The following is a 19,906-nucleotide window of genomic DNA, read 5'->3' on the forward strand; positions in this document are numbered from 1 at the left end:
TGCGTGACGAACGACCGCTTCAGACTGCGGAAGATCTGTTTGGCACCCTCGAAACGGGTGTCGACACCGTCGGCAGCTTCGTCGAGTAGGTCCGGGCGGCCGAGATCACCGGCAAAGACGAAGTCGCCCGTCAACATGTATCCCGGAGCATCGGCGAAGGCACCGTCGGTCACCAGGAACGAGAGGTGCTCCGGGGTATGACCGGGCGTGTGAACGGCTTGCACGGTGATGTTGCCCAGAGCCAGCGTGTCGCCATCGTGGAGGCGTTCGGCCTCGAAGCCGTACTGCCAATCGTCGCCGCCCTCTCCTGAGACGTAGGTGACCGCCCCGGTGGCCTTGGCCAGCTCGCGAGTGCCGGACAGGTAGTCGGCATGGATATGGGTCTCGGTCACGGCGGTGATGGTCATGCCATGCCGATCGGCCAGATCCAGATACACACCGATGTCGCGGCGGGCGTCGACCACCACTGCCTCTCCTTTGGCCTGGCAGCCGATGAAGTATCCGGCTTGGGCGAGGTCTTCGTCGTAGATGCGTTCGAGAAGCATCGAAATCTCCTTGTCGATCGTGGCGGCGTTCGTATGGGTGTCAAGAATCCACGGTACCCCGTGGGGTATTTTTGCAGGTTCTGTGCGTCGAGGCGCACGGTTCCGATTCCTGCGGGGTGGAGGTGAAGTGGGCGGCATTCCACTGGGCGACCAGGGGCATCGCAACCGACTGATCCAGCGAGGCGCAACGACTCACAGCGCCACCGCAGCGGTTGCCGACCATCACGTCCTCCTCAGCCGTCCGGCACTCGCCGACTCGGGGCGGACGAGGGAATTTCATTCCTCCCGAGTGTGACGTTTGTCAGAATTGGCGACTAGCCTCATCCATAATGTACGTACATCCGTACGATCAATCAAGGAGAGGGTGGCGTATACCTCGGCACGTGTCCTTGCACCACCTGCTCGAACGCCGGAATGACCTTCCAACACGACTGCTGTCGATGCAGTGCACCTGGCCTCAATGACCACCAATGTCGTGACCACACGGCTCGCGCCCACACCGACGTCAGACCGGATGCGCACCCGCCGCTCGGGGACGCTCACGCTCTGGACTTCCCCGATACATCCTTCGACACCATGGTGTGCACGTTCTCGCTCTGCGCCATCCCAGCCCCGGACATCGCGCTCTCGGAAATGTCGCGAGTGCTGCGTCCAGGTGGAACAATGCTCCCCGCCGATCACGTCGCCTCGTCGATCCGGCCGGTTCGATGGATCCAACGCGCCCTGAAACTGGTGAGCATCCCGATCGGTGGCGTGCACTTTCTGCGACGGTCCTCGCTCGCGATCACCGGTGACGAGAGCTTCTCCATCGAGGACATCGACCGGTTCACTCTCGGTCTCGTCGAGCGTCTTCACGCCCGAAAGGTGTCCTGAACGGGCAGGTACGATGGGCGCGGCACGCGCGGCCGACCATATTCCGGTACTTCTGCCTCGACGAACGCGAGAAGCCGCTTCAGCAGTGCATCCGCACGGTCGTCGAGCGTTGAATCGACGCCACCGAGTAGCTCGTGCGCGTCCCGGCGTGCCTGGGTCCCGTATTCGTAGTATCCGGGGTCGAGTACCGAAGCCGAGGCGGGCTACGGGACGAGCTGTGCGCTCGGTTGCCGTGCCTGCACCGAGTGGAGTCGGTGCACAGGTACTCGCCCGTCCAGGTGGGCTCGAACGATGTCGGCGACCGCACGGGACGTGAGTGGGGTCGCAATCAACGGGGTGTGGCCCAACCGGTCGATCGCAGTCGACAGCGGCTGCCGATCGGCCGGATCGACGTACCGGTCGAATCCGCCGAGTCCGGTACCGCCCACGGCATCGAGAGCATTCGGGTACTCGGATACCGCGTGCGATGGCCCAGCACCTCCAACAAGCGCTGATACACCATCCGCGGCGAGATACCCCGCCCCCGTCAGTGCCGGGGGAAGTGACAGTGTGGACGCCGCGGCCTGTGTCGATACGAAGGGCGTCGATCCTTGGATCGGCGGTGACATTGCAGTGCCGCAGGGCCGCGATCTGGGTGTACGGCAGACCGGTCGAGGCGAAGATCAGGACGCGGGCGTCTCGCCGCGCGAACAGTTCTGACGGCCAACCGGATTCGGGGAGGCGGGCGATGATGCCGCCGATCACGGCTGCCAGCTCGTGCAGGCGCGCCGTACGCGCCACGTCCAGCGCAGCCCGAACGATCTCCGCGCGCCCCGGAGGGGGTAACAGCTGCCGGGAATGGGTGCCGTCGATCACCGCGATCCGGCGGCGTTGGGTCGTCGACGTAGCGAGGTGCACGTGGAGGACGCCGCGACGACCTGCAGCCAACGTACCCACGCGCAGACCGGGCAGGATTCGTGACGGCCGGTGAACGGTAGGGCTTTGAAGGCCCCGACGCCGTCCTGATCGGTCTTCGACGCCCGAATCCGTACGTGCGCACCGTCGAGGCGGTCGCGGCGGACACCGCCGCATTCGAGCGCCACGAGTTCGCTACGACGAAATGCGCCGGTATAGCCCATCAGAAGCAGCGCGGTGTCGCGCCGTTTGAGGACCTCCGACGCCCACCCGGTCACACTGAGACGTGCATGATCGACGATGGTGGTGATGTCGGAGGTCAGCAGCGGTGCGCGTGGATTGCGTGGCCGCTCGCCCGCCGACGCGTAATCCCGCCGAATACTGGCGAGGGTGGCGCGGACCATCTCGTGCCCGCCCGGGTTGTCGTGTCTGGTAGCGCGGTGGCGGTCGGCGATCGCTGCGACCCATTTGCCGAACGTCGCGGCCGCGTACGCCCGAGTCCCGTCGACGGTGAGTGTGTCCGCCGCGGCCACGAGATAGGCGGCCACCGTCGCGGGATGCGCCGGTAACGAGGTATACCCGGTGGCGGCGCACCAGGTTTCGAAGCGTCTCCACGCCGAGGCGTAGGCGCGGCGGGTGCCGGTCGAGCGCGATGACGCCATCGACTGCTCGATCCGAGCGGCGACGTCGGGTGGGAGATCCGGAAACACCGCTGCGGTACCGCCCGGCAAGACAGCCGGAACAATGTTCGAGTCGTCTGCGAGCTGGCGTTCGGTCATGGGCAGGACTGTAGCGGGCACCTCCTACACATTTATCGAACAGAAACTACGCTCACCTGGCGTTTCCTCAAGGACGGTGCGGGAAGGAAAGTTCTCGTCGGTCACCGCACAAATAACGTTGGTGACTATGACCCCGGCGCGAAAAAGGGCTCTTCGGCTATCGCCGCGCGTGCATCGCGGACGACCCCGCTCCATCGGGCGAGAGCTATGTCGGCGGATGGTGCAGCGGGATCCCGTGGTCGAGGAACAGTTGCACCGTCTCATCCAGCTCCGCTGCGGTGCGGCACCCCCGGAGCAGGAAGTTGTACAACGAACTGGCGGATGCGGGATCGACGCGCGCTGCCGCGATGGCGGCCTCGGCCGCAGCGTGCGCGTCAGCCCACAGATCGCGCTCGGGTGCGGGATAAGACGAGCGCGTCGGAGCTGTCCCGGGATCGACCGGCTCATAGGGTCGTGGGCTCAGCAGAGATGCGTGCGCACCGCCGGCATCGATCTCACCGCTCTCGACCAACGCAATGGCGATCGCCGCGGCCTCGAGGACTTTCGCCTGCTCGTCCCAGTGCAGGTCCTCGAACGGAACCCACGCGGTCCGCAACGGGCGAGAACGACCGGCGGCCTTCCAGATCGCAACGAGCCTCGTCGCCCACCGTCCGGTGCGAACCAGTGGCGAGGACACTTCGTCGACGACGGTGCGCAGAAGCCGGAACCACACTGCGGCATGTACCCGGCCTGGGCCGAGTTCCACCCATCCCGTCGTCAGAGCCTCGGTGCTGCGCCGATCGAGGTCCGTGACCGCCGAGGGAACCGGAACGGGCGAGACCCGTTCGTCCGAACCGAACCGGACCTGATCCCAGAAGATTGCATGACCAGGGAAAACAGAGCAGGGTTCGAGTCGACAACGGTGGTCGAGGCAGCTGCTCAGCACCGGATATTGGTGCAGCAGAGTCATGTTGATATCAGCAGTGGATTCGAGGCTGTCGATACATGCCGGGCATGCCCGACTGCGCGGAGTGCTCGCCCACGGCAACCATGCTTCGCTCGTGGGTGTGCGGCGTCGTCGATCCTCCCTCGCGAGGTCGGCCGGTAGCAGGATCGAGAATTGGTGGACGTAGGTGTCGAAGTCGCAGTCGGCGGGGTCGGTGCTGTCGAGCAGCCACGGTGTCCACCCCGCCAACGTCATCATCCGCACCCTCTCTACCGGGACTGCGCCGCGACCGGCCAGCTCGGCAAGTATCGGCTCCGGTGTGTAGCGGTCGAGATCTTCGACAGAACAATCGATTTCGAGTTCTGCAAGAAGGTCAGAGGGCCTGATGTGCGGATACAGCTCGCATATCCGGGCCAACCATGACGAGAGGACCTCACCTGGCAGTGGCTGCGGGTGCAGCGGCCACGGGCGAACGTACGCATCACCGGGCATCGGTGCGAGCCGCGCGTTCATGCGAGGTGGCGTTCGAACTGGCGGCGTCGCTCCGTGGGGCCGAGGTACGGAGTGCGCGTGAGCACCGATGAGGTCATCGCTTCCTCTCCGCTGTCGACGGCGGTCACTGCTGCGGCAGTGAGCAGCGTTGTCAGTTCACCGATGGTGCCCTCGGAGCGAGTAAGGAGGTAGTCGGTCATCTCCGGTGATGTCAGGTGCGAGGGTTTGCGGAGGGGGAAGCTCGTGCTGAAGCTGGCCAGCAGTGATCTGGTGTCGGCAGTGTTGGTCCAGACCGGCAAAGTCATGGGATGGAATCGGTTCTCCAACTGGGGATCGGTCCGGATGGCGAGGTAGGCGTCGCGGGTTCCGACAGCGACAAGAGGAATGCGTAGTTCGTTGCCCAGGAACCGCAGCACGTTCAAGAATTCGCGGCGGACGTTGTCGCGGCCAGCGAGAACATTGTGGAGCTCGTCGATGATCAACATCCGTACGCCGGTGACGCGGAGCAGCATCAATGCTTGCTGTTCGAGTTCGTGGACCCGATTGCGGGGCCTGGTCGGTGTTCCCAACGCTGTGAGCAGTGCGAGGTAGAACCGGCCGGGTGACGGGTCCGGGGGCATCTGCATGCACAACACCGGTATCTGCTCGCGATCGGACAAGCTGATCGGCGGATGAGTGCGCCGGAACTTTTCGATGATCATCGACTTGCCGTTGTTCGTCGGACCGAGCAACAGTAGGTTCGGCATACGCTGTCGGTCCGGCCACGACAACAACGTCTCCAGATGGTCGATGACCGTACGGGCCTGCGGATACCCGATCCACCTCTCCGACCGGATCAACCGGATCTTGTCCGCGTCGTCGAGTGCGGTGAGCGGACGAACCGACTCCCGCAGGTGCCCCAAATCCTCACCGGACGACTCGGTGGCTTCGTCGCTGCGTCCTGTCGATGCGGTCATCCGGCTCACCATTCCTCGATGTCGCTGAAGACCGGCGTTGCGGTGCCGCCGTCCGCTCGAGGCTCCACCGGCGGGTGGATCGCCGGGATCGGCGCAGACGCGGCGCCGGTGAGATGCATGCGGCGGGCACGGTTGCGCCGGGCTTTGCGGGTGGCTTTCTGCGAGCGGTCGGTGACCTCGCGCATCTGCTCGATCATCGAAAACAGTGCGCTCTCATCGACGTTCGACCGACCTTGTTCGCGGAGACGGGTGATAGCAGCTCTGTGCTCCCACAGTGTCACCGCGGGATGTGACATCGTCCGGTACGGCACCTCGACATAGCCGGCACCGTCTGGTTCGAGGACCCAGATTCTGCTCAAATCGCGTGGGTCACGTCGTATCACGAACCGCCCCAGATCCTCTCGCCGCGCAACCCACGGTTTGAGCGCGTTCGAGAAGTAGTGCACGTGATCGAGGACGAAGCCCGTGCGCGTCAGACGTCGCCGGATGACGGGAAGAAAGTCCACCAGGAACGCGGTTTCGCCAAGTACCACACGAGGGGCATGACCAACTGCGGCGACCCCGCCGGCCCACACGGCGGCCGGAGTGTTCCCGATCCCTTTGTGAACACTCGCGTGATATGAGGCTATGGCCAGGACCAGCCAGCGCTCCAACTCACGCAATGTCAACGCCGCATGCTTGTCCGAGTCGTAACTTCCTCGGTCCGCTGGGTTCGAGAAGGTGGTCCCAGGCAGCTCGTGCACCGCCGTCATCGCCGTTCCGATGATGCGTTCGACGATCCCGCCGTAGTGCGGTCGGCCCGGAGGACGGTATTCGAGTGTGATGGCGTGCTGGGCGCATCCGCGGCGCAGCGCTTCGCTTTTGAACTCGGAGGCGTTGTCGAGATACAACTGTTTCGGTTTCCCTGCCATCGGCCACTGCACCTGTTCCGCGAGCTCGCATGCCTCCAGCCATGTCTGCTTCTCGCAGCACACGCGGCCCAGGCACAACCCGACCGATATCGACGACGGCGGCTCCAAAGTGACGACGAACCCGAGTACGGAACGGCTGAGGACATCGATGGCGATCGTCAGGTAGGGGCGACCGATCGGTTGACGCTCGTACTCGTCGACGACCATCAGATCGACGACGGTGTGGTCGATCTGGACCTGATCGAGAATCCCCGCAACTGTCGGTGGATCGTCGCCGGCGGACTGACGTGGGCGGGCGGCATCGGGTCCTCCGCGTGACCTGGCCACCGATGCCGGATGGAGCGCGGCGATTCGTGCGGTGACGGTGTTTCTGGCCGGCACTGGCAGACCCGCGCGGTGACACGCCAACGCGATACGTCGATGCAGCGCAGCGACACTCAGCTTCTGGCGGTGAAGAAAATATCGGGTGAGATGATCGCCGATCACCTCTTCGACCTCAGCCGCTACTCGGCTGCGGCCACGCCCACCCGGCGAGACCTTCGTCAGAAGATCGGTGACCGTACCTGTCCCGTCCCTGAGTTTGCCAAGCAACGCATAGACCCGACGGCGCGACAACCCCAGTCGTTCGGCCGCATCATCGACCGCTGCCAAACGCACCGGATGCATCTCCAGCAAGGGAGCCAAGACAGCGAATCGGGTCTCTGCCTGCGCCCACCGCTCCCCCGACGCCGTCAGCACACCGGTCTCCACGACGTCGAGCTTGTCGGGGTCCATCACAAGCCTCCCTGTCACCGAGAGCTGAACGCGCGACCGTGCACCGCACTTCCGACATCAGAATGTCAGAAGACACGTGCACTCATCCTCAAAACGCCTGCAAAGAGTGCAGCCGTCTTTTGAAACTGACATAGTGGCAGGGGTGAGTCGGGCTCGTATTCCCGATTCTCGGCGGACTAATGCCGTTCGCCGAATATGTCGTGCACATCTCTTCGACAACGCTTCCCGGCAAGAGAACCATCCAGGCTACTGACCTGCGTGGAAGTAAAGCGTCCACCGCCGTGTTGGTACAGACTGCTTCACAACACCTCCGAGGAAGGACCCGGGCTGCAGATGGCAGATCAGATCACGCCGACGGACCGGCCGATGGCACGATTCGTCGAACGGATCTCGCGGGCTCGCGGCGAGAAGAACAGTGAAACCTTGGCCGCGGGCTTCCTGCTGGCGGCCACGTTGATCGCCCTGATCTGGGCGAACTCCCCACTCGGTGACACCTATCAGTCGTTCTGGCACACCGAGCTGTCCATCACCGTGGGTGAACACGGCATCTCCCTCGACCTCGCCCACTGGGTCAACGACGGGCTGATGGCGCTGTTCTTCTTCGTCGTCGGTCTCGAGGTCAAACGCGAGTTCGCGATGGGTGAGCTCACCGACAGATCGCGCGCAGCGATTCCCATCGTGGCTGCACTCGCCGGTCTGGCCGCACCCGCGCTGCTGTTCCTCGCCTTCAACCCCTCCGGCCCGGCCGCCCAGGCCTGGGGCGTGGTCATCTCCACCGATACCGCGTTCCTGCTCGGTGCCCTGGCGGTACTCGGCCCGAAGAAGGCCGCGCGGCTGCGGATCTTCTTGTTGACGCTGGCCGTGGCCGACGACGTGGGCGCGCTGGCAATCATCGCGTTCTTCTACACCGATGATCTCGACGTGGTTCCGTTGGTGTTGGCGTTCATCGGTCTCGGACTGATCTTCCTGTTGCGTCGGCTCGAAGTGTGGCGCGGTGTCGGGTACTTCGTCGTCGCACTGTTCACGTGGGTCGCGATGTACGAGTCGGGCGTTCACCCCACGCTGGCCGGCGTGATGATCGCGCTGATTCTTCCGGTGTACCCGCCGCGTCGCTCCGAGGTGGAACGAGCATCGGACCTCACCCGCGCCTTCCGCCAATCGCCGAATCCCGAATACGCCCGCGCCGCGAGACTCGGCCTGGATCAAGCCGTCTCGGTCAACGAGAGACTGATGCGCCTGTATCAGCCGTACACCGCGTTCATCATCGTGCCGATCTTCGCGCTCGCCAATGCGGGAGTGGTGCTCAGCTCGGACACCCTGAAGGCTGCCTCCACGTCGACGCTCACCTGGGGCATCATCGCCGGCCTGGTGCTCGGCAAGCTCGTCGGAATCACCGGGGCCTCGGCCATTTTCGCGAAGTTGCGACCCTCGGCTCTGGCTCCCGGACTGACCATGTCGCACATCGCGGGTGGTGCGGCGATGTCCGGAATCGGGTTCACGATCTCGCTGTTCATCATCGACCTCGCGCTCGACGATCCGCTGCTGGCCGACGAGGCCCGCGTCGGTGTGCTGGCAGCCTCGGTCATCGCTGCCCTGCTCGGCTGGATCCTCTTCCGCATCGACGCGAAGATCCACCCGCCGAAAGCCGAAGCGTCGCTGCGTATTCTGCGTCCGGTCAGCCCCAAGCGCGATCACATCCGCGGGCCCGTCGACGCTCCGCTGACGATCGTCGAATACGCCGATTTCGAATGCCCGTTCTGCAGCAAGGCAACCGGCAGCGTCGCCGAGGTACGCAAGCACTTCGGTGACGACCTCCGGTACGTCTACCGACACCTGCCGCTGGACGACTACCACCCCCATGCCCGCTACGCGGCATACGCCAGCGAAGCCGCCGCGGCGCAAGGCAAGTTCTGGGAGATGGCCGACGTGTTGTTCCGCAACAGCGACGCCCTCGAACCCGACGACATCGACGGGTACGCACGCGAACTCGGCCTCGACATGGACAGATTCGAGGACGACATCCGCACCGGCGACTACGTGGTGCGCGTCGAGGACGACGAACTCGACGCCACGTCCTCCGATGTGGGCGGCACTCCGACGTTCTACCTGGGTCGCGGTGACAAGAACCTCACCCGCCACGTGGGGCCGTACGACGCGGCGACGCTGATCCGGGAACTCGAATCCATGTGAGGGTGGGCCGGGTTGCACGGAACACGGCTCGATCGACCGGATCCCGTCGACAACGCTACGTAGTGTGCAACCCTGCCCAGGCCGAGCGGAACTAGCTGTCGGTGCGATTTCCTTCCGCATCCCAGTGCTCGGCGACTTTCTTCGACGGCTGCACTCGGGGCGGTTCGCCCGGCATCTTGGGGTAGTCGGGCGGGAAATTCAGCTCACCACCCGGCAGTGTTTCCCACAGGTGCAGAAGCGGTTCCAGTGAATAGGCCTTCGTGTCCATGTCGGCCCACGGGTCGCCGTCCTGGACCAGGTCCGGCACGGTGACGAGGTTGAAGTCACGCGGATCGGTGACGTCCGCCAACTGCGACCACGTCATCGGTGTACTCACCGTCGCTCCGGGCCGGGCTCGCAGACTCCACGCGCTGGCTATGGTGCGGTCACGATTGTTCTGGTTGTAATCGATGAAGATGCGTTCTCCGCGTTCTTCTTTCCACCAGTTGGTGGTCACCCCGTCGTCGCGACGTTCGAGTTCTCGGCCCAGGCCGATGGCCGCATGCCGCACCTGCTCGAACGTGTACTCGGGCTCGATGCGCACGTAGATGTGAATGCCGCGATTGCCGCTGGTCTTGGGGTAGCCGCGTAAGCCCAACTCCTCCAACAACTCTCGTGTCACGTCGGCGACGCGAAGCGCGTCGGCGAATGTCGTCCCGGGCTGCGGATCGAGATCGAGACGCAGCTCGTCGGGATGGTCGACGTCCGGTCGTCGTACCGGCCACGGATGGAATGTCAGCGTGCCCATCTGGGCTGCCCACACCAGAGACGCAGTTTCGGAGGGACACAGTTCTTCGGCAGTGCGCTTGCTCGGGAACGCGATCTTCACGGTCTCGATCCACTCGGGCGCACCCTTGGGCAGCCGCTTCTGATAGAAACCGTCGCCCTCCTTGTCCTGCGGGCCGAGCGCCAATCGCATTCCCTCGCGGTAGCCGTCGGGCCACCGCTCCATCGCGGTCGGGCGGTCGCCGATCGCCCGCATCAGCGGTTCGCCCACCGCGGCGAAGTATTCGCACACCTGGAGTTTGGTGATCTCCGGGGTGCGTTCGGTCGCTTCGTAGATCACTCGGTCGGGACTCGACACTCGCACTTCGCGCTCGCCCGCCTGCACGAACGCCGGTGGTGTTTTCGCGGCCATGTCTATCGCCCTCCAGCAATCACATCGGCGACGTCGTAGCGCACCGGCACTTCGAGCTGGTCGTAGGCGCACGAGCGCGGATCGCGATCCGGTCGCCAGCGCAGGAACCTGGCCACGTGCCGCAGCCGCGCGCCTTCCATCTGGTCGTAGGCGACTTCGATGACTCGCTCGATGCGCACCGGAATCCAATTGCGATCGTTGGACGAATTCCAACGGGTCGCCTCGCCGTCGTAGGTGACGTCGTCACCGAGCCGGAGCGGTTCGAGTTCTTCGAGCAAGTCCAGCCGCCGCTTGTCGGTGAACGCCGACGCTCCGCCGATCATGCGCAGATCCTCGCCGTCGTACAGGCCGAGCAGCAGTGATCCTATGCCGTTGCCGGACCTGTGAATTCGATAGCCGATCAACACGCAGTCGGCGGTACGGGCATGCTTGATCTTGATCATCTCGCGCTTGTTGGGCAGGTACGGCCCGTCGAGCTTCTTCGCTACGACGCCGTCGAGGCCTGCTCCCTCGAACCGCTCGAACCAGTCCTCGGCCACGGCCGCATCGTCGGTGGCCGAGGTGACGAAGCAACTCGGCCCGCCCGTGCCCACCGCGTCGAGCAATCGCGCCCGCCGCGTCGAGAACGGCTCACCCGTCAGATCCTCGTCGCCGACGGCCAACAGATCGAAGCCGATGAACTGCGCCGGTGTCTTCTCCGCCAGCATCGTCACTCGGCTCGCCGCGGGATGGATGCGCTCGGACAACGACTCCCAGTCCAGGCGCGTGGAACCGTTCTTCTCGCGCGGCACCACGATCTCTCCGTCGATCACGATCTTCTCGGGTAGTTCGGCCTTGACGGCCTCGACGAGCTCGGGAAAGTACCGAGCCAGGTCCTTGCCGCCGCGCGATCCCAGCACCACCTCGTCGCCGTCGCGGAACACGATGGCGCGAAAACCGTCCCATTTGGGCTCGTACGACCACACCGGCGGCCCGTTCTCGGGCTGAGGAGGCACCACTTTCGCGGCTTTGGCGAGCATCGGCGCAACCGGAACGGCGAGAGGAAGATCCACGCACTTCATCCTGCCTCATGCGGCCGACAACCGAGTCCGATATTTTCTACACACATACGGTCGATGCACCCAGCACGCTTCTTTCGTCGAGAGCAGGACTCACCATGGCGTCACCCACTCGTTCGGTCCGCGCTTTCGTCGTCGCTCTGTCCGCCTGCGCGGCGGTGCTACTGAGCGGATGCGCCTCGGAGGTATCCGGGACCGCCGTCGCCATCTCCGGTGCCAGCATTCCCACCACCACGACGCCGCCACGCACCACCACCGGTTCCCCGACCCCCGACATCGACGAGGGCGGCAGCGTCGACATCGACGTCGAGATCGGCCAATGCGTCGAACTCGGTGGGACGGTCGAGAACGCCACCGTCGCCAATGCGACCTGCGGATCCCCACAGTCCAACTACGTCGTGTTCGCCAAGACTCCGACCTCGGCCGAATGCCCGCCCGACGCCGACCAGTACTACTACGAGACGTACTTCGACATCGAGCAAGGGGCCCTGTGCCTCGACATCGACTGGATCGTCGGTGGCTGCATGGACCTGGTGGGCGAGTTCGCGCAACGCGTCGACTGCGCCACCCCGGGTGCCGACACCCGCCGGGTGGTGACCATCCTGCAGGGCACCACGTCGGTCGACGACTGCCCCGACCCCGCGTTGTACGGATTCGAGAAGGACTCCCGCAACTTCGTCGTCTGCGTCGAGAAGTTGTGACCGAGCAGCCTGCAGAGCGGCACGATGTAACCATTTCCCTGTCCAGTGCGCGGGGCCGATGGATCGTCGCGGCCACCGTGCTCGGGTCGTCTCTGGCGATGCTCGACGCCACCGTGGTCAACATCGCGCTGCCGGCGATCGGTCGGGATCTGGGATCGGGTGTCACCGGGCTGCAGTGGACGCTCAGCGGTTACACGTTGGCGCTGGCGTCGCTGATCCTGCTCGGCGGCTCGCTCGGTGACCGGCTCGGACGCAGGCGGGTGTTCGTCTGGGGCACCGTCTGGTTCACGGCGGCCTCGGTCCTGTGCGGTCTTGCCCCCAGCATCGAGGTGTTGATCGCCGCCCGGCTGCTCCAAGGCATCGGCGCGGCATTGCTGACCCCGGGTTCGCTCGCGCTGATCTCGGCGTCCATCAGATCCGACGATCGCGGAGCCGCAATCGGGCTGTGGTCGGGGTTGGGCGGAGTGGCATCGGCGATCGGTCCACTGCTCGGCGGCTGGCTCGTCGACGCCGTCGGCTGGCGCGCGGTGTTCCTGATCAATGTTCCACTGGCCGTGGTGGTCGTGTGGGTGGCGATGAAACATGTTCCGGAGAGCCGTGATCCGCACGCTGCCGGTCGCCTCGACGTCCCCGGCGCGGTGACGGTCGCCGCTGCCCTCGGGCTGCTGACGTACGGTCTGATCGAGTCCCACGTTCTTGCGCTCGCGTTGGGGATCGTCGCGGTCGGAATGTTCGTGGTGATCGAGCGCCGCACCCACGATCCGCTGGTACCGCCGTCACTGTTCGCCTCGCGCGTGTTCCTGGCAGCCAATCTCGTGACCTTCGCCGTGTACGCCGCGCTCGGCGGGGTGTTCTTCCTCCTGGTGTTACAGCTGCAGTTCGCAGTCGGGTTCTCCCCTGTCGCAGCCGGATTGGCCACCATCCCGATCACCGTGCTGATGCTCGTACTGTCGGCCCGCGCGGGCCGGCTCGCGGGGCGCATCGGCCCGCGCATTCCGATGACGGTCGGGCCGCTGCTGTCGGCGGCGGGGCTGCTGCTGATGCTGCGCATCGGGCCCGGATCCACCTATGTCGCCGATGTTCTCCCCGCCGTCGTCGTGTTCGGCCTCGGCCTGTCCGCTCTGGTGGCCCCGTTGACCGGAGCCGTCCTGAGCGCGGCACCGGACGACCGCGCCGGAATCGCATCGGGCGTCAACAATGCTGTCGCCAGAACCAGTCAACTGCTCGCCGTTGCTGCGCTCCCCGCATTGGCAGGCATTGCCGGGTCCGATTACTCTGCGCCGCAGGTGTTCTCGGCCGGATTCCACTCGGCGATGCTGATGTGCGCCGGGCTCTTGGTACTCGGTGCCGTCATCGCGGCGGCGCTGATCAAGAGCACTGGCGACACCTCCGACTGCCCACCGCACTGCGATCTGGGCGCACCCCTGGTCGACAGACGCAGCGTCGACTGACTGCTCACCGCACGATCAACACCGAGCATTCGGCATGGTGCACGAGGTTCTGACTGACCGACCCCAGGATCGCACCGCGGAGGGCACCTCTACCTCGGCACCCGACCACGAGCATCGATGCAGACGCAGACAGCGCTCGCAAGCCTCGCGTCGGGCTCGATTGGGCACTGACGGTCGTGAGCTGCACAGCCGGATACTTCTCGTGCATCTTCTCCACATGCGTTTCCAGCCAACGCTTCTCGTCTTCCTGCACCGCCTGCCAGTCGATGTAGCCGGCGCTCATCCCGATGCCGGCCTGAGCCGCGAACCCCCAGTAGTTGACTGCGATCACGGGTGCGCCCAGGTTGTCGGCCATCTCGAGCGCGGCACCCAGCGCTCGATCGGACTGTTCGCTGCCGTCGATCCCGACCACGATCGGGCGGCCCACGTCGGCCTTGTCGTTTTCGTTGCGGAGCAACAACACCGGACACTGCGCGTGCGTCATGACGCGCAGCGTGTTGCTACCGAGGGTGAGGTCGCGGATCGCGCTCGACTTCCTGGATCCCAGCACCACCATGTCTGCTCCCACGTCGGCCACGTACGACGCTATGGTGCCGTCCACACTGACGGTGTCCACGGATACCCCGGGTGCGGCGGCGTGTACCTCGCCCTCTGCTCGGACGAGGTGTTTGCGGCCCATGGCGCGAAGATCCCTCTCCAGCGCGCCACCGTCGACGAATGCTGCCGACCCGTACCAATCCCCTACCGGGACTGCATGAACGAGACGTACGGTCGCGTGGACCTTGTCCGCGTAGGTGCCGGCCCATCGGGCTGTAGCCTCGGCCTCGGCCGATCCGTCGATACCCACGACGATGGGAAGTGTGCGGGCGGTGGAATTACTCATGTGATCTTCCTGTCTCGATATCGACGGCCACGGCACAGTCGCCATGACGTGATGATTTGCAGTGCAGTCGAATCGGCAGTCCGTGTTCGCGTCCGGTCAGCGTCCGAAGAGCGCGGACACCTCGTCGAGATCGATGTCGGTTCGGCAACCGCTCGGCTCCAATTCGACGTAGAAACTCTCGTAGCCACGCGGGTCCGCACCGCGCTCACCCGTGCTGCGCCGCTCGAACACTCGAGCGTCCGGCCACCGTTCGAGCACGGCTGTTCTGAGGATGTGTCCGTCGGGCGAGACCCCGCTGAGAGGCCCGTACTCGGCGATCACCACCGAATGGACGACACCGTCGATCGATGCAGTGGTCACCGGAAACACCATCGGTACCGATTGCGTCGGAATCTCGACGACTACGGAGTCGGAATCGACCCGCATCGAGCCCGTCACCTGCGGCCTTTCACTGTCGGTCCTACTCGTCGTTCCTGCTCTGGCGGGCTCACGTCCGCCAGAAGTCGGCGTCACATCGACCCCGCCACAGAATCGGAACCCGAAGGCGCATGCGACCTTTGCGCGGCGTGCTGCCCTGCACGAAGGCTCACTGCGGCCATCACGAACATCGCTGCTGCCGCACCTCCGCAGACCGCAGCCCAGCCGGTCACACCGGACGCGAGCAACGTCAAGAAAAGACCTACCGCGGCGACGGCACACACCAGTAGCACTTCGGCGAGGACATTTTCGGCCTCGGCCAACACGGCCTGCCCGTCGTGTCCGTCGTGTACTTGCTGCTTCATCTCGAACTCCTCGAAGTCGACGAATCGGTAGAACCGACATTGCCGAATTCTCGATGCCGACGGCAGGGTCGAAAGTCCCGATCCTGCCGCCATGAGGCCCGGCCTTCACCCTCGTGAATTCGTCTCGCCCGCAGTCGGTCCACGCATCAGCTCGACCCCCGACACCGACGTCGGGGTCACTTCGACGAGTCGGTGCATCGGCGGGCCGTCCGAATGCGGCCGGGGCAGTAGCTGTTCGAGGACTTCGAGTCGAGCATCCACAACCGCACGGGCGATTCCGTGAATCACGACAGTCGATACGGTCAGGTGAGCGTCGTCCTCGGCGTCCACTTCCAGGACGACCGAGGAATCCAGCGCGCTCCACCCCAACCGCGACCGCCCCTCGGCGTAGAAATACACCCGACTACCGCTCCACACGATGGAGACCGGGTCGATGGTGGGCCCGAAGTGGTCGTGGCCGATCAGCCGTGCGACGGTCGCCCGTCGCGCAAGCCGATGAGCGTTGTTGGAGTCCAGAACTCGTCGTCGATCCTCACTCCCGCGCACACGATTCGGTACGGTGCGGTTGGTCATAGGTCTCTGCAGATCATCACCGGGCAGTGGGCGTGGCGGGTGAGGTTGCTACTGGTCGATCCGAACAGTGCTCGGGCAACCACTCCTCGCCCGTGACTGCCGACCACCACGAGGCCGGCTCGCCTGGACAGATCGACAAGGAGATGCGCCGGGTTACCCTGTCGCACCACATGTTCGACACTGACATCCGGATATTTCTCGGCCCACCCGGCCAGACATTCGGAGAGCAGCATCTGCTGCTCACGCTCGATCTCGATGCTGTCATGCGGCCCCGGCGGGGAGAGCGCCGCACCGTGGGACCACGAGTTCCAGGCGAGCGCGGCGATCATCGATACACCGAACAACGAGGCCAGATCGAAGGCCTGCTCGACGGCCGCCTCACTCGTTGCACTGCCGTCGATACCGACGAGGACCGGCGCGTCGAAGCCGGCGTCGCCCTCCCGCCACACGATCACCGGGCACAGGGCCGCGTTCGAGGTCTCCTGCGCCGTACTGCCGAACAATGCGGACACGATCGGCCCGGAACCCGAATTGCCGACGACGAGCATCCGCGCGGTGGAGGAGAGTTCGGCCATCATCGTGCACGCCGTCGCCTCCTCCACCGAGGTGGAGACGGCAAGGTCGGGATGACGGGCCAGCACTGCGGCAGCGACGTCGGTCACCATGTGTTCGGAAGCTCGGCGCTGCTCGTCCCACACCTCCTTCGGCACGACCGCTGCGGGCTCGCCCATGTAGATCACAGGCTGCTGTACTGCAGTGGCGATGAGCAGGGGAGAGTCCACCCTTTCTGCCAGTGTCGCCGCCCAGAGCGCAGCGCCGATACTGCCGGCCGAACCATCCACCCCCACCACGATTTTCTGATGTGCTGCGAGAATCACGATCGTCTCCTGTTCGTTGCGCGTGCGGGAGCAGACAGCACCGAGGCCACCGCATGTCGTGGCGTTCGAGGCGCCGGGGCGCCGATCATCGGTGTACCGACTCGAATCAGCACCTGTGCCATGCCGATGTGCGGTGCCAACGACTGGACGAGTCGCCTGCTGCCGGCCTGTTCCGTCATGTGAGTCAGCGGGCACGTCGCCAAGCCGTCCGCGGTCGCTGCCAGCAGAAACGTCGACATGGCACGGCCACAGTTCAGCCAATCCAGTCGTTCGTCCGACGGTGTGCCGAGCAGCACCACCGTGGACTCGTCTTCGACCGGCTCGCGCGGAACCACCGTGCCGACGCGGTGCGGTTCGGGGAATGCTCGTCCCACCTGGACCCTCGACGCATCCGCGCGGTTCGTCAGCGCCTCGGGCGGAATTCCGCCGGAACGGAACGAGTGCCCGGCCCACCATCTGATCTCGGCCTGGTACGTCGCGTCGAACTTCCGGATGCCCGCGCTCAGCGTCGAGGCCCTCGCCAACGTCTGTTTCGACTCTGCCGACAAGACGGTCATCTCGGTGCCGTAGTGCTGCCGACCGAGATATCGCGTCAGAACGCGGTCGGTCGGCACCGGTCCGAACGCCCGCCGATCCGAGTGCCGACGATTGATCGCACTCAACATGTCGAACTCACGCGACCGAGGATGCGCGTCGTGCACGAGGCGGATACGCGCAAGATGATCCGGCGTGCCCGGGGCGGGCAACAGGTCGATCTCGGTCTTCCACCTAAACGCCGCGGCAGCCTTCTCGAGATGGTCCAACGCAGCCCCGCAGCTCATCACCATCTGCCGTTCGGTCGGGTCGATCACCCCCAGCACGCGGGAGGTGTCGGTGTACAAATCGAGTCCGTGTTCGGAGTAGGTCCACCTCCACGGCTGGCTGTTGTGCACCGACGGCGCGCGACACGCGAGCTCCACCAGCATTTCCACCACGGCCGTATCCGGCTGATCGTTCATCGTCTCTCCTCGACCTCCCACCGCGATGCGGTGGATCCGCCCCCACTGTCGCCCCGAGGTCGCGGTGCTCGACAGGGCCGTTCGTCACTCGATGGAGGGCATTCCGGTGCATGCCGAAAGAGCGCAGCGCCACAGGTTTAGTGTTGACGGTGAATGCGACTCGGGGCGGAACCTGAGGACGCGACCGAGGAGCCACCATCGCCGACCGTTCAGGAGTGTCATGACGACCCCGCACAATCCACCCGAAGTCGACGTCAAGCCACGTAGCCGGGACGTCACCGACGGGCTGGAGAAGACTGCCGCCCGCGGCATGCTCCGCGCCGTCGGGATGGGCGACGACGACTGGGTCAAGTCCCAGATCGGCGTCGCGTCGTCGTGGAACGAGATCACTCCCTGCAACCTCTCGCTCGAACGACTGGCGAAGGAAGTCAAGAAGGGCGTCCACGCGGCCGGCGGGTATCCGTTGGAATTCGGCACCATCTCGGTGTCCGACGGCATCTCGATGGGCCACGAGGGCATGCACTTCTCGTTGGTCTCGCGTGAGGTCATCGCCGACAGCGTCGAAACCGTCATCAGCGCCGAACGTCTCGACGGCTCCGTGCTGCTCGCCGGCTGCGACAAGTCGCTGCCCGGAATGTTGATGGCTGCCGCGCGTCTCGACCTCGCCAGCGTCTTCCTCTACGCCGGATCCACGCTGCCCGGATTCGCCACCCTGTCCGACGGCAGCGAGCACCAGGTGACGATCATCGACGCCTTCGAGGCCGTCGGTGCCTGCTCCCGTGGACTGATGTCGCGCGCCGACGTCGACACCATCGAACGCGCCATCTGCCCCGGCGAAGGTGCCTGCGGCGGCATGTACACCGCGAACACCATGGCCAGCGCCGCCGAGGCCATGGGAATGTCGTTGCCCGGCAGCGCTTCTCCGCCGGCACCGGACCGTCGCCGGGACGGCTTCGCACACGCCAGCGGCGAGGCCGTCGTCGAATTGCTGCGACGCGGCATCCGCACCAGCGACATCCTCACCAAGGAAGCCTTCGAGAACGCGATCGCCGTCGTCATGGCTTTCGGCGGATCAACCAACGCCGTGCTGCACCTGCTGGCCATCGCGCACGAAGCTCAGGTCGAACTGACCCTCGCCGACTTCACCCGCGTCGGAGCGAAGGTTCCACACCTTGCCGACGTCAAGCCCTTCGGCAAGCACGTCATGACCGACGTCGACGCCATCGGCGGTGTCCCCGTGGTCATGAAGGCGCTGCTCGACGCCGGCCTCATGCACGGCGACTGCATGACCGTCACCGGAAAGACCGTGGCGGAGAACCTCGCACACATCGCTCCCCCGGACCCCGACGGCAAAGTGCTGCGCGCACTGGACAAGCCGATCCACCCGACCGGCGGCATCACCATTCTCGAAGGATCACTCGCCCCGGGCGGAGCCGTCGTCAAGTCCGCCGGTTTCGATTCCGACGTATTCGTCGGTACCGCACGAGTTTTCGAGCGCGAACGCGCGGCCATGGATGCTCTCGAAGACGGCACCATCGCGGCAGGCGACGTCGTCGTCATCCGGTACGAGGGACCCAAGGGCGGACCCGGAATGCGCGAAATGCTCGCGATCACCGGAGCCATCAAGGGCGCGGGCCTGGGCAAGGACGTCCTGCTGCTCACCGACGGCCGATTCTCCGGCGGAACCACCGGCCTCTGCGTCGGACACGTGGCACCCGAGGCAGTCGACGGCGGACCCATCGCCTTCGTCCGCGACGGCGACCAGATCCGACTCGACGTCGGCAAGGGCACCCTCGACGTTCTCGTCGACGCAGCCGAAATGCAAGCACGCCAGGAGGGTTGGGCACCGCTTCCTCCGCGCTACACCCGCGGAGTACTGGCCAAATACTCGAAGCTGGTCGGTTCGGCATCGAACGGTGCGGTGCTGATCTAGCCACCCGCCCTAGCCCTAGCCCTAGCCCCCGGCCCTAGCCCCGTTATCTTTTAGCTGGTCCTTGAAACCGAGGGCTACGGTCGCCAGACCCGGTATGACTTCTCGCCCCTGTCATCAATGATCCGGGGGGTGG

At 65.2% G+C, this 19,906-nt stretch carries 20 protein-coding genes; 7 read left to right on the forward strand and 13 right to left on the reverse strand.

The annotated features are described in order from the left end of the window. On the reverse strand, positions 1-545 hold a 545-nt coding region (locus AB0O58_RS26015; protein WP_156516279.1), incomplete at its 3' end, for an MBL fold metallo-hydrolase. Positions 546-959: 414 nt separating this feature from the next. Between AB0O58_RS26015 and AB0O58_RS26020 the strand changes: the two genes are divergently transcribed. The 3 genes from AB0O58_RS26020 to AB0O58_RS26030 all read left to right on the forward strand — a co-directional run bounded on the left by AB0O58_RS26020 (position 960) and on the right by AB0O58_RS26030 (position 2,117). Further along, a complete protein-coding gene (locus AB0O58_RS26020; protein ID WP_080733148.1) occupies positions 960-1,418 on the forward strand; it encodes a class I SAM-dependent methyltransferase in 459 nt (152 codons plus the stop codon). 338 nt (positions 1,419-1,756) lie between these two features. Continuing rightward, complete coding sequence (locus AB0O58_RS26025) at positions 1,757-1,912, forward strand: hypothetical protein (protein WP_155288742.1); 156 nt, start codon at positions 1,757-1,759, stop codon at positions 1,910-1,912. 55 nt (positions 1,913-1,967) lie between these two features. Further along, positions 1,968-2,117, forward strand: coding sequence for a hypothetical protein (locus tag AB0O58_RS26030; protein WP_155289453.1), 150 nt, complete (start codon positions 1,968-1,970; stop codon positions 2,115-2,117). A gap of 152 nt (positions 2,118-2,269) precedes the next feature. Here AB0O58_RS26030 and AB0O58_RS26035 read toward each other — a convergent pair whose 3' ends face one another. From AB0O58_RS26035 to AB0O58_RS26050, 4 genes are all read right to left on the reverse strand, one after another. Beyond that, positions 2,270-3,091 (reverse strand): hypothetical protein, encoded by an 822-nt coding sequence (locus AB0O58_RS26035; protein ID WP_366239006.1) that lies wholly within the window; start codon positions 3,089-3,091, stop codon positions 2,270-2,272. 205 nt (positions 3,092-3,296) lie between these two features. Further along, positions 3,297-4,529, reverse strand: coding sequence for a TniQ family protein (locus tag AB0O58_RS26040; protein WP_366239007.1), 1,233 nt, complete (start codon positions 4,527-4,529; stop codon positions 3,297-3,299). Then, complete coding sequence (locus AB0O58_RS26045) at positions 4,526-5,464, reverse strand: TniB family NTP-binding protein (protein ID WP_366239008.1); 939 nt, start codon at positions 5,462-5,464, stop codon at positions 4,526-4,528. Before AB0O58_RS26045 ends, AB0O58_RS26040 begins: the two co-directional genes overlap by 4 nt. A gap of 5 nt (positions 5,465-5,469) precedes the next feature. Next, positions 5,470-7,149 (reverse strand): transposase family protein, encoded by a 1,680-nt coding sequence (locus AB0O58_RS26050; RefSeq protein ID WP_366239009.1) that lies wholly within the window; start codon positions 7,147-7,149, stop codon positions 5,470-5,472. 333 nt (positions 7,150-7,482) lie between these two features. Here AB0O58_RS26050 and nhaA point away from each other — a divergent pair, with 333 nt between their 5' ends. Further along, entirely contained in the window at positions 7,483-9,339 is a 1,857-nt protein-coding gene (gene nhaA, locus AB0O58_RS26055) for a Na+/H+ antiporter NhaA (protein ID WP_032372528.1), read from the forward strand. A gap of 91 nt (positions 9,340-9,430) precedes the next feature. Here nhaA and AB0O58_RS26060 read toward each other — a convergent pair whose 3' ends face one another. Continuing rightward, the gene (locus tag AB0O58_RS26060; protein WP_032372529.1) at positions 9,431-10,516 is read right to left on the reverse strand and encodes a DNA polymerase domain-containing protein; all 1,086 of its coding nucleotides are present in this window, start codon (positions 10,514-10,516) and stop codon (positions 9,431-9,433) included. A gap of 2 nt (positions 10,517-10,518) precedes the next feature. After that, positions 10,519-11,568 (reverse strand): ATP-dependent DNA ligase, encoded by a 1,050-nt coding sequence (locus AB0O58_RS26065; RefSeq protein WP_032401058.1) that lies wholly within the window; start codon positions 11,566-11,568, stop codon positions 10,519-10,521. 104 nt (positions 11,569-11,672) lie between these two features. Here AB0O58_RS26065 and AB0O58_RS26070 point away from each other — a divergent pair, with 104 nt between their 5' ends. Continuing rightward, positions 11,673-12,275: a hypothetical protein gene (locus AB0O58_RS26070; RefSeq protein ID WP_032367160.1), complete on the forward strand. Its 603-nt coding sequence runs from the start codon at positions 11,673-11,675 to the stop codon at positions 12,273-12,275. Beyond that, positions 12,272-13,726 (forward strand): MFS transporter, encoded by a 1,455-nt coding sequence (locus AB0O58_RS26075; protein ID WP_155288741.1) that lies wholly within the window; start codon positions 12,272-12,274, stop codon positions 13,724-13,726. Before AB0O58_RS26070 ends, AB0O58_RS26075 begins: the two co-directional genes overlap by 4 nt. 4 nt (positions 13,727-13,730) lie before the next feature. Here the strand turns inward: AB0O58_RS26075 and AB0O58_RS26080 are convergent, their stop codons facing one another. The 6 genes from AB0O58_RS26080 to AB0O58_RS26105 all read right to left on the reverse strand — a co-directional run bounded on the left by AB0O58_RS26080 (position 13,731) and on the right by AB0O58_RS26105 (position 17,840). Next, a complete protein-coding gene (locus AB0O58_RS26080) occupies positions 13,731-14,609 on the reverse strand; it encodes a universal stress protein (RefSeq protein ID WP_032372530.1) in 879 nt (292 codons plus the stop codon). Positions 14,610-14,705: 96 nt separating this feature from the next. Then, positions 14,706-15,035 (reverse strand): hypothetical protein, encoded by a 330-nt coding sequence (locus tag AB0O58_RS26085; RefSeq protein ID WP_155288740.1) that lies wholly within the window; start codon positions 15,033-15,035, stop codon positions 14,706-14,708. 83 nt (positions 15,036-15,118) lie between these two features. Beyond that, entirely contained in the window at positions 15,119-15,391 is a 273-nt protein-coding gene (locus tag AB0O58_RS26090) for a hypothetical protein (protein WP_139278565.1), read from the reverse strand. A gap of 105 nt (positions 15,392-15,496) precedes the next feature. Then, positions 15,497-15,964, reverse strand: a complete 468-nt coding sequence (locus tag AB0O58_RS26095) for a pyridoxamine 5'-phosphate oxidase family protein (RefSeq protein ID WP_032372533.1) — start codon at positions 15,962-15,964, stop codon at positions 15,497-15,499. Continuing rightward, positions 15,961-16,842 carry a universal stress protein gene (locus AB0O58_RS26100; RefSeq protein WP_032372534.1) on the reverse strand — a complete coding sequence of 294 codons (882 nt, stop codon included), beginning with the start codon at positions 16,840-16,842 and terminating at the stop codon, positions 15,961-15,963. The genes AB0O58_RS26095 and AB0O58_RS26100 overlap by 4 nt, the downstream gene beginning before the upstream one ends. Then, the gene (locus tag AB0O58_RS26105; RefSeq protein WP_045841630.1) at positions 16,839-17,840 is read right to left on the reverse strand and encodes a nitroreductase family protein; all 1,002 of its coding nucleotides are present in this window, start codon (positions 17,838-17,840) and stop codon (positions 16,839-16,841) included. The genes AB0O58_RS26100 and AB0O58_RS26105 overlap by 4 nt, the downstream gene beginning before the upstream one ends. 220 nt (positions 17,841-18,060) lie before the next feature. Here AB0O58_RS26105 and ilvD point away from each other — a divergent pair, with 220 nt between their 5' ends. After that, positions 18,061-19,773 carry a dihydroxy-acid dehydratase gene (gene ilvD, locus AB0O58_RS26110; RefSeq protein ID WP_027495252.1) on the forward strand — a complete coding sequence of 571 codons (1,713 nt, stop codon included), beginning with the start codon at positions 18,061-18,063 and terminating at the stop codon, positions 19,771-19,773. Positions 19,774-19,906: the final 133 nt, after the last annotated feature.

This window comes from Rhodococcus sp. NPDC080181 (genome assembly GCF_040702225.1).
GTDB lineage: Bacteria > Actinomycetota > Actinomycetes > Mycobacteriales > Mycobacteriaceae > Rhodococcoides > Rhodococcoides fascians.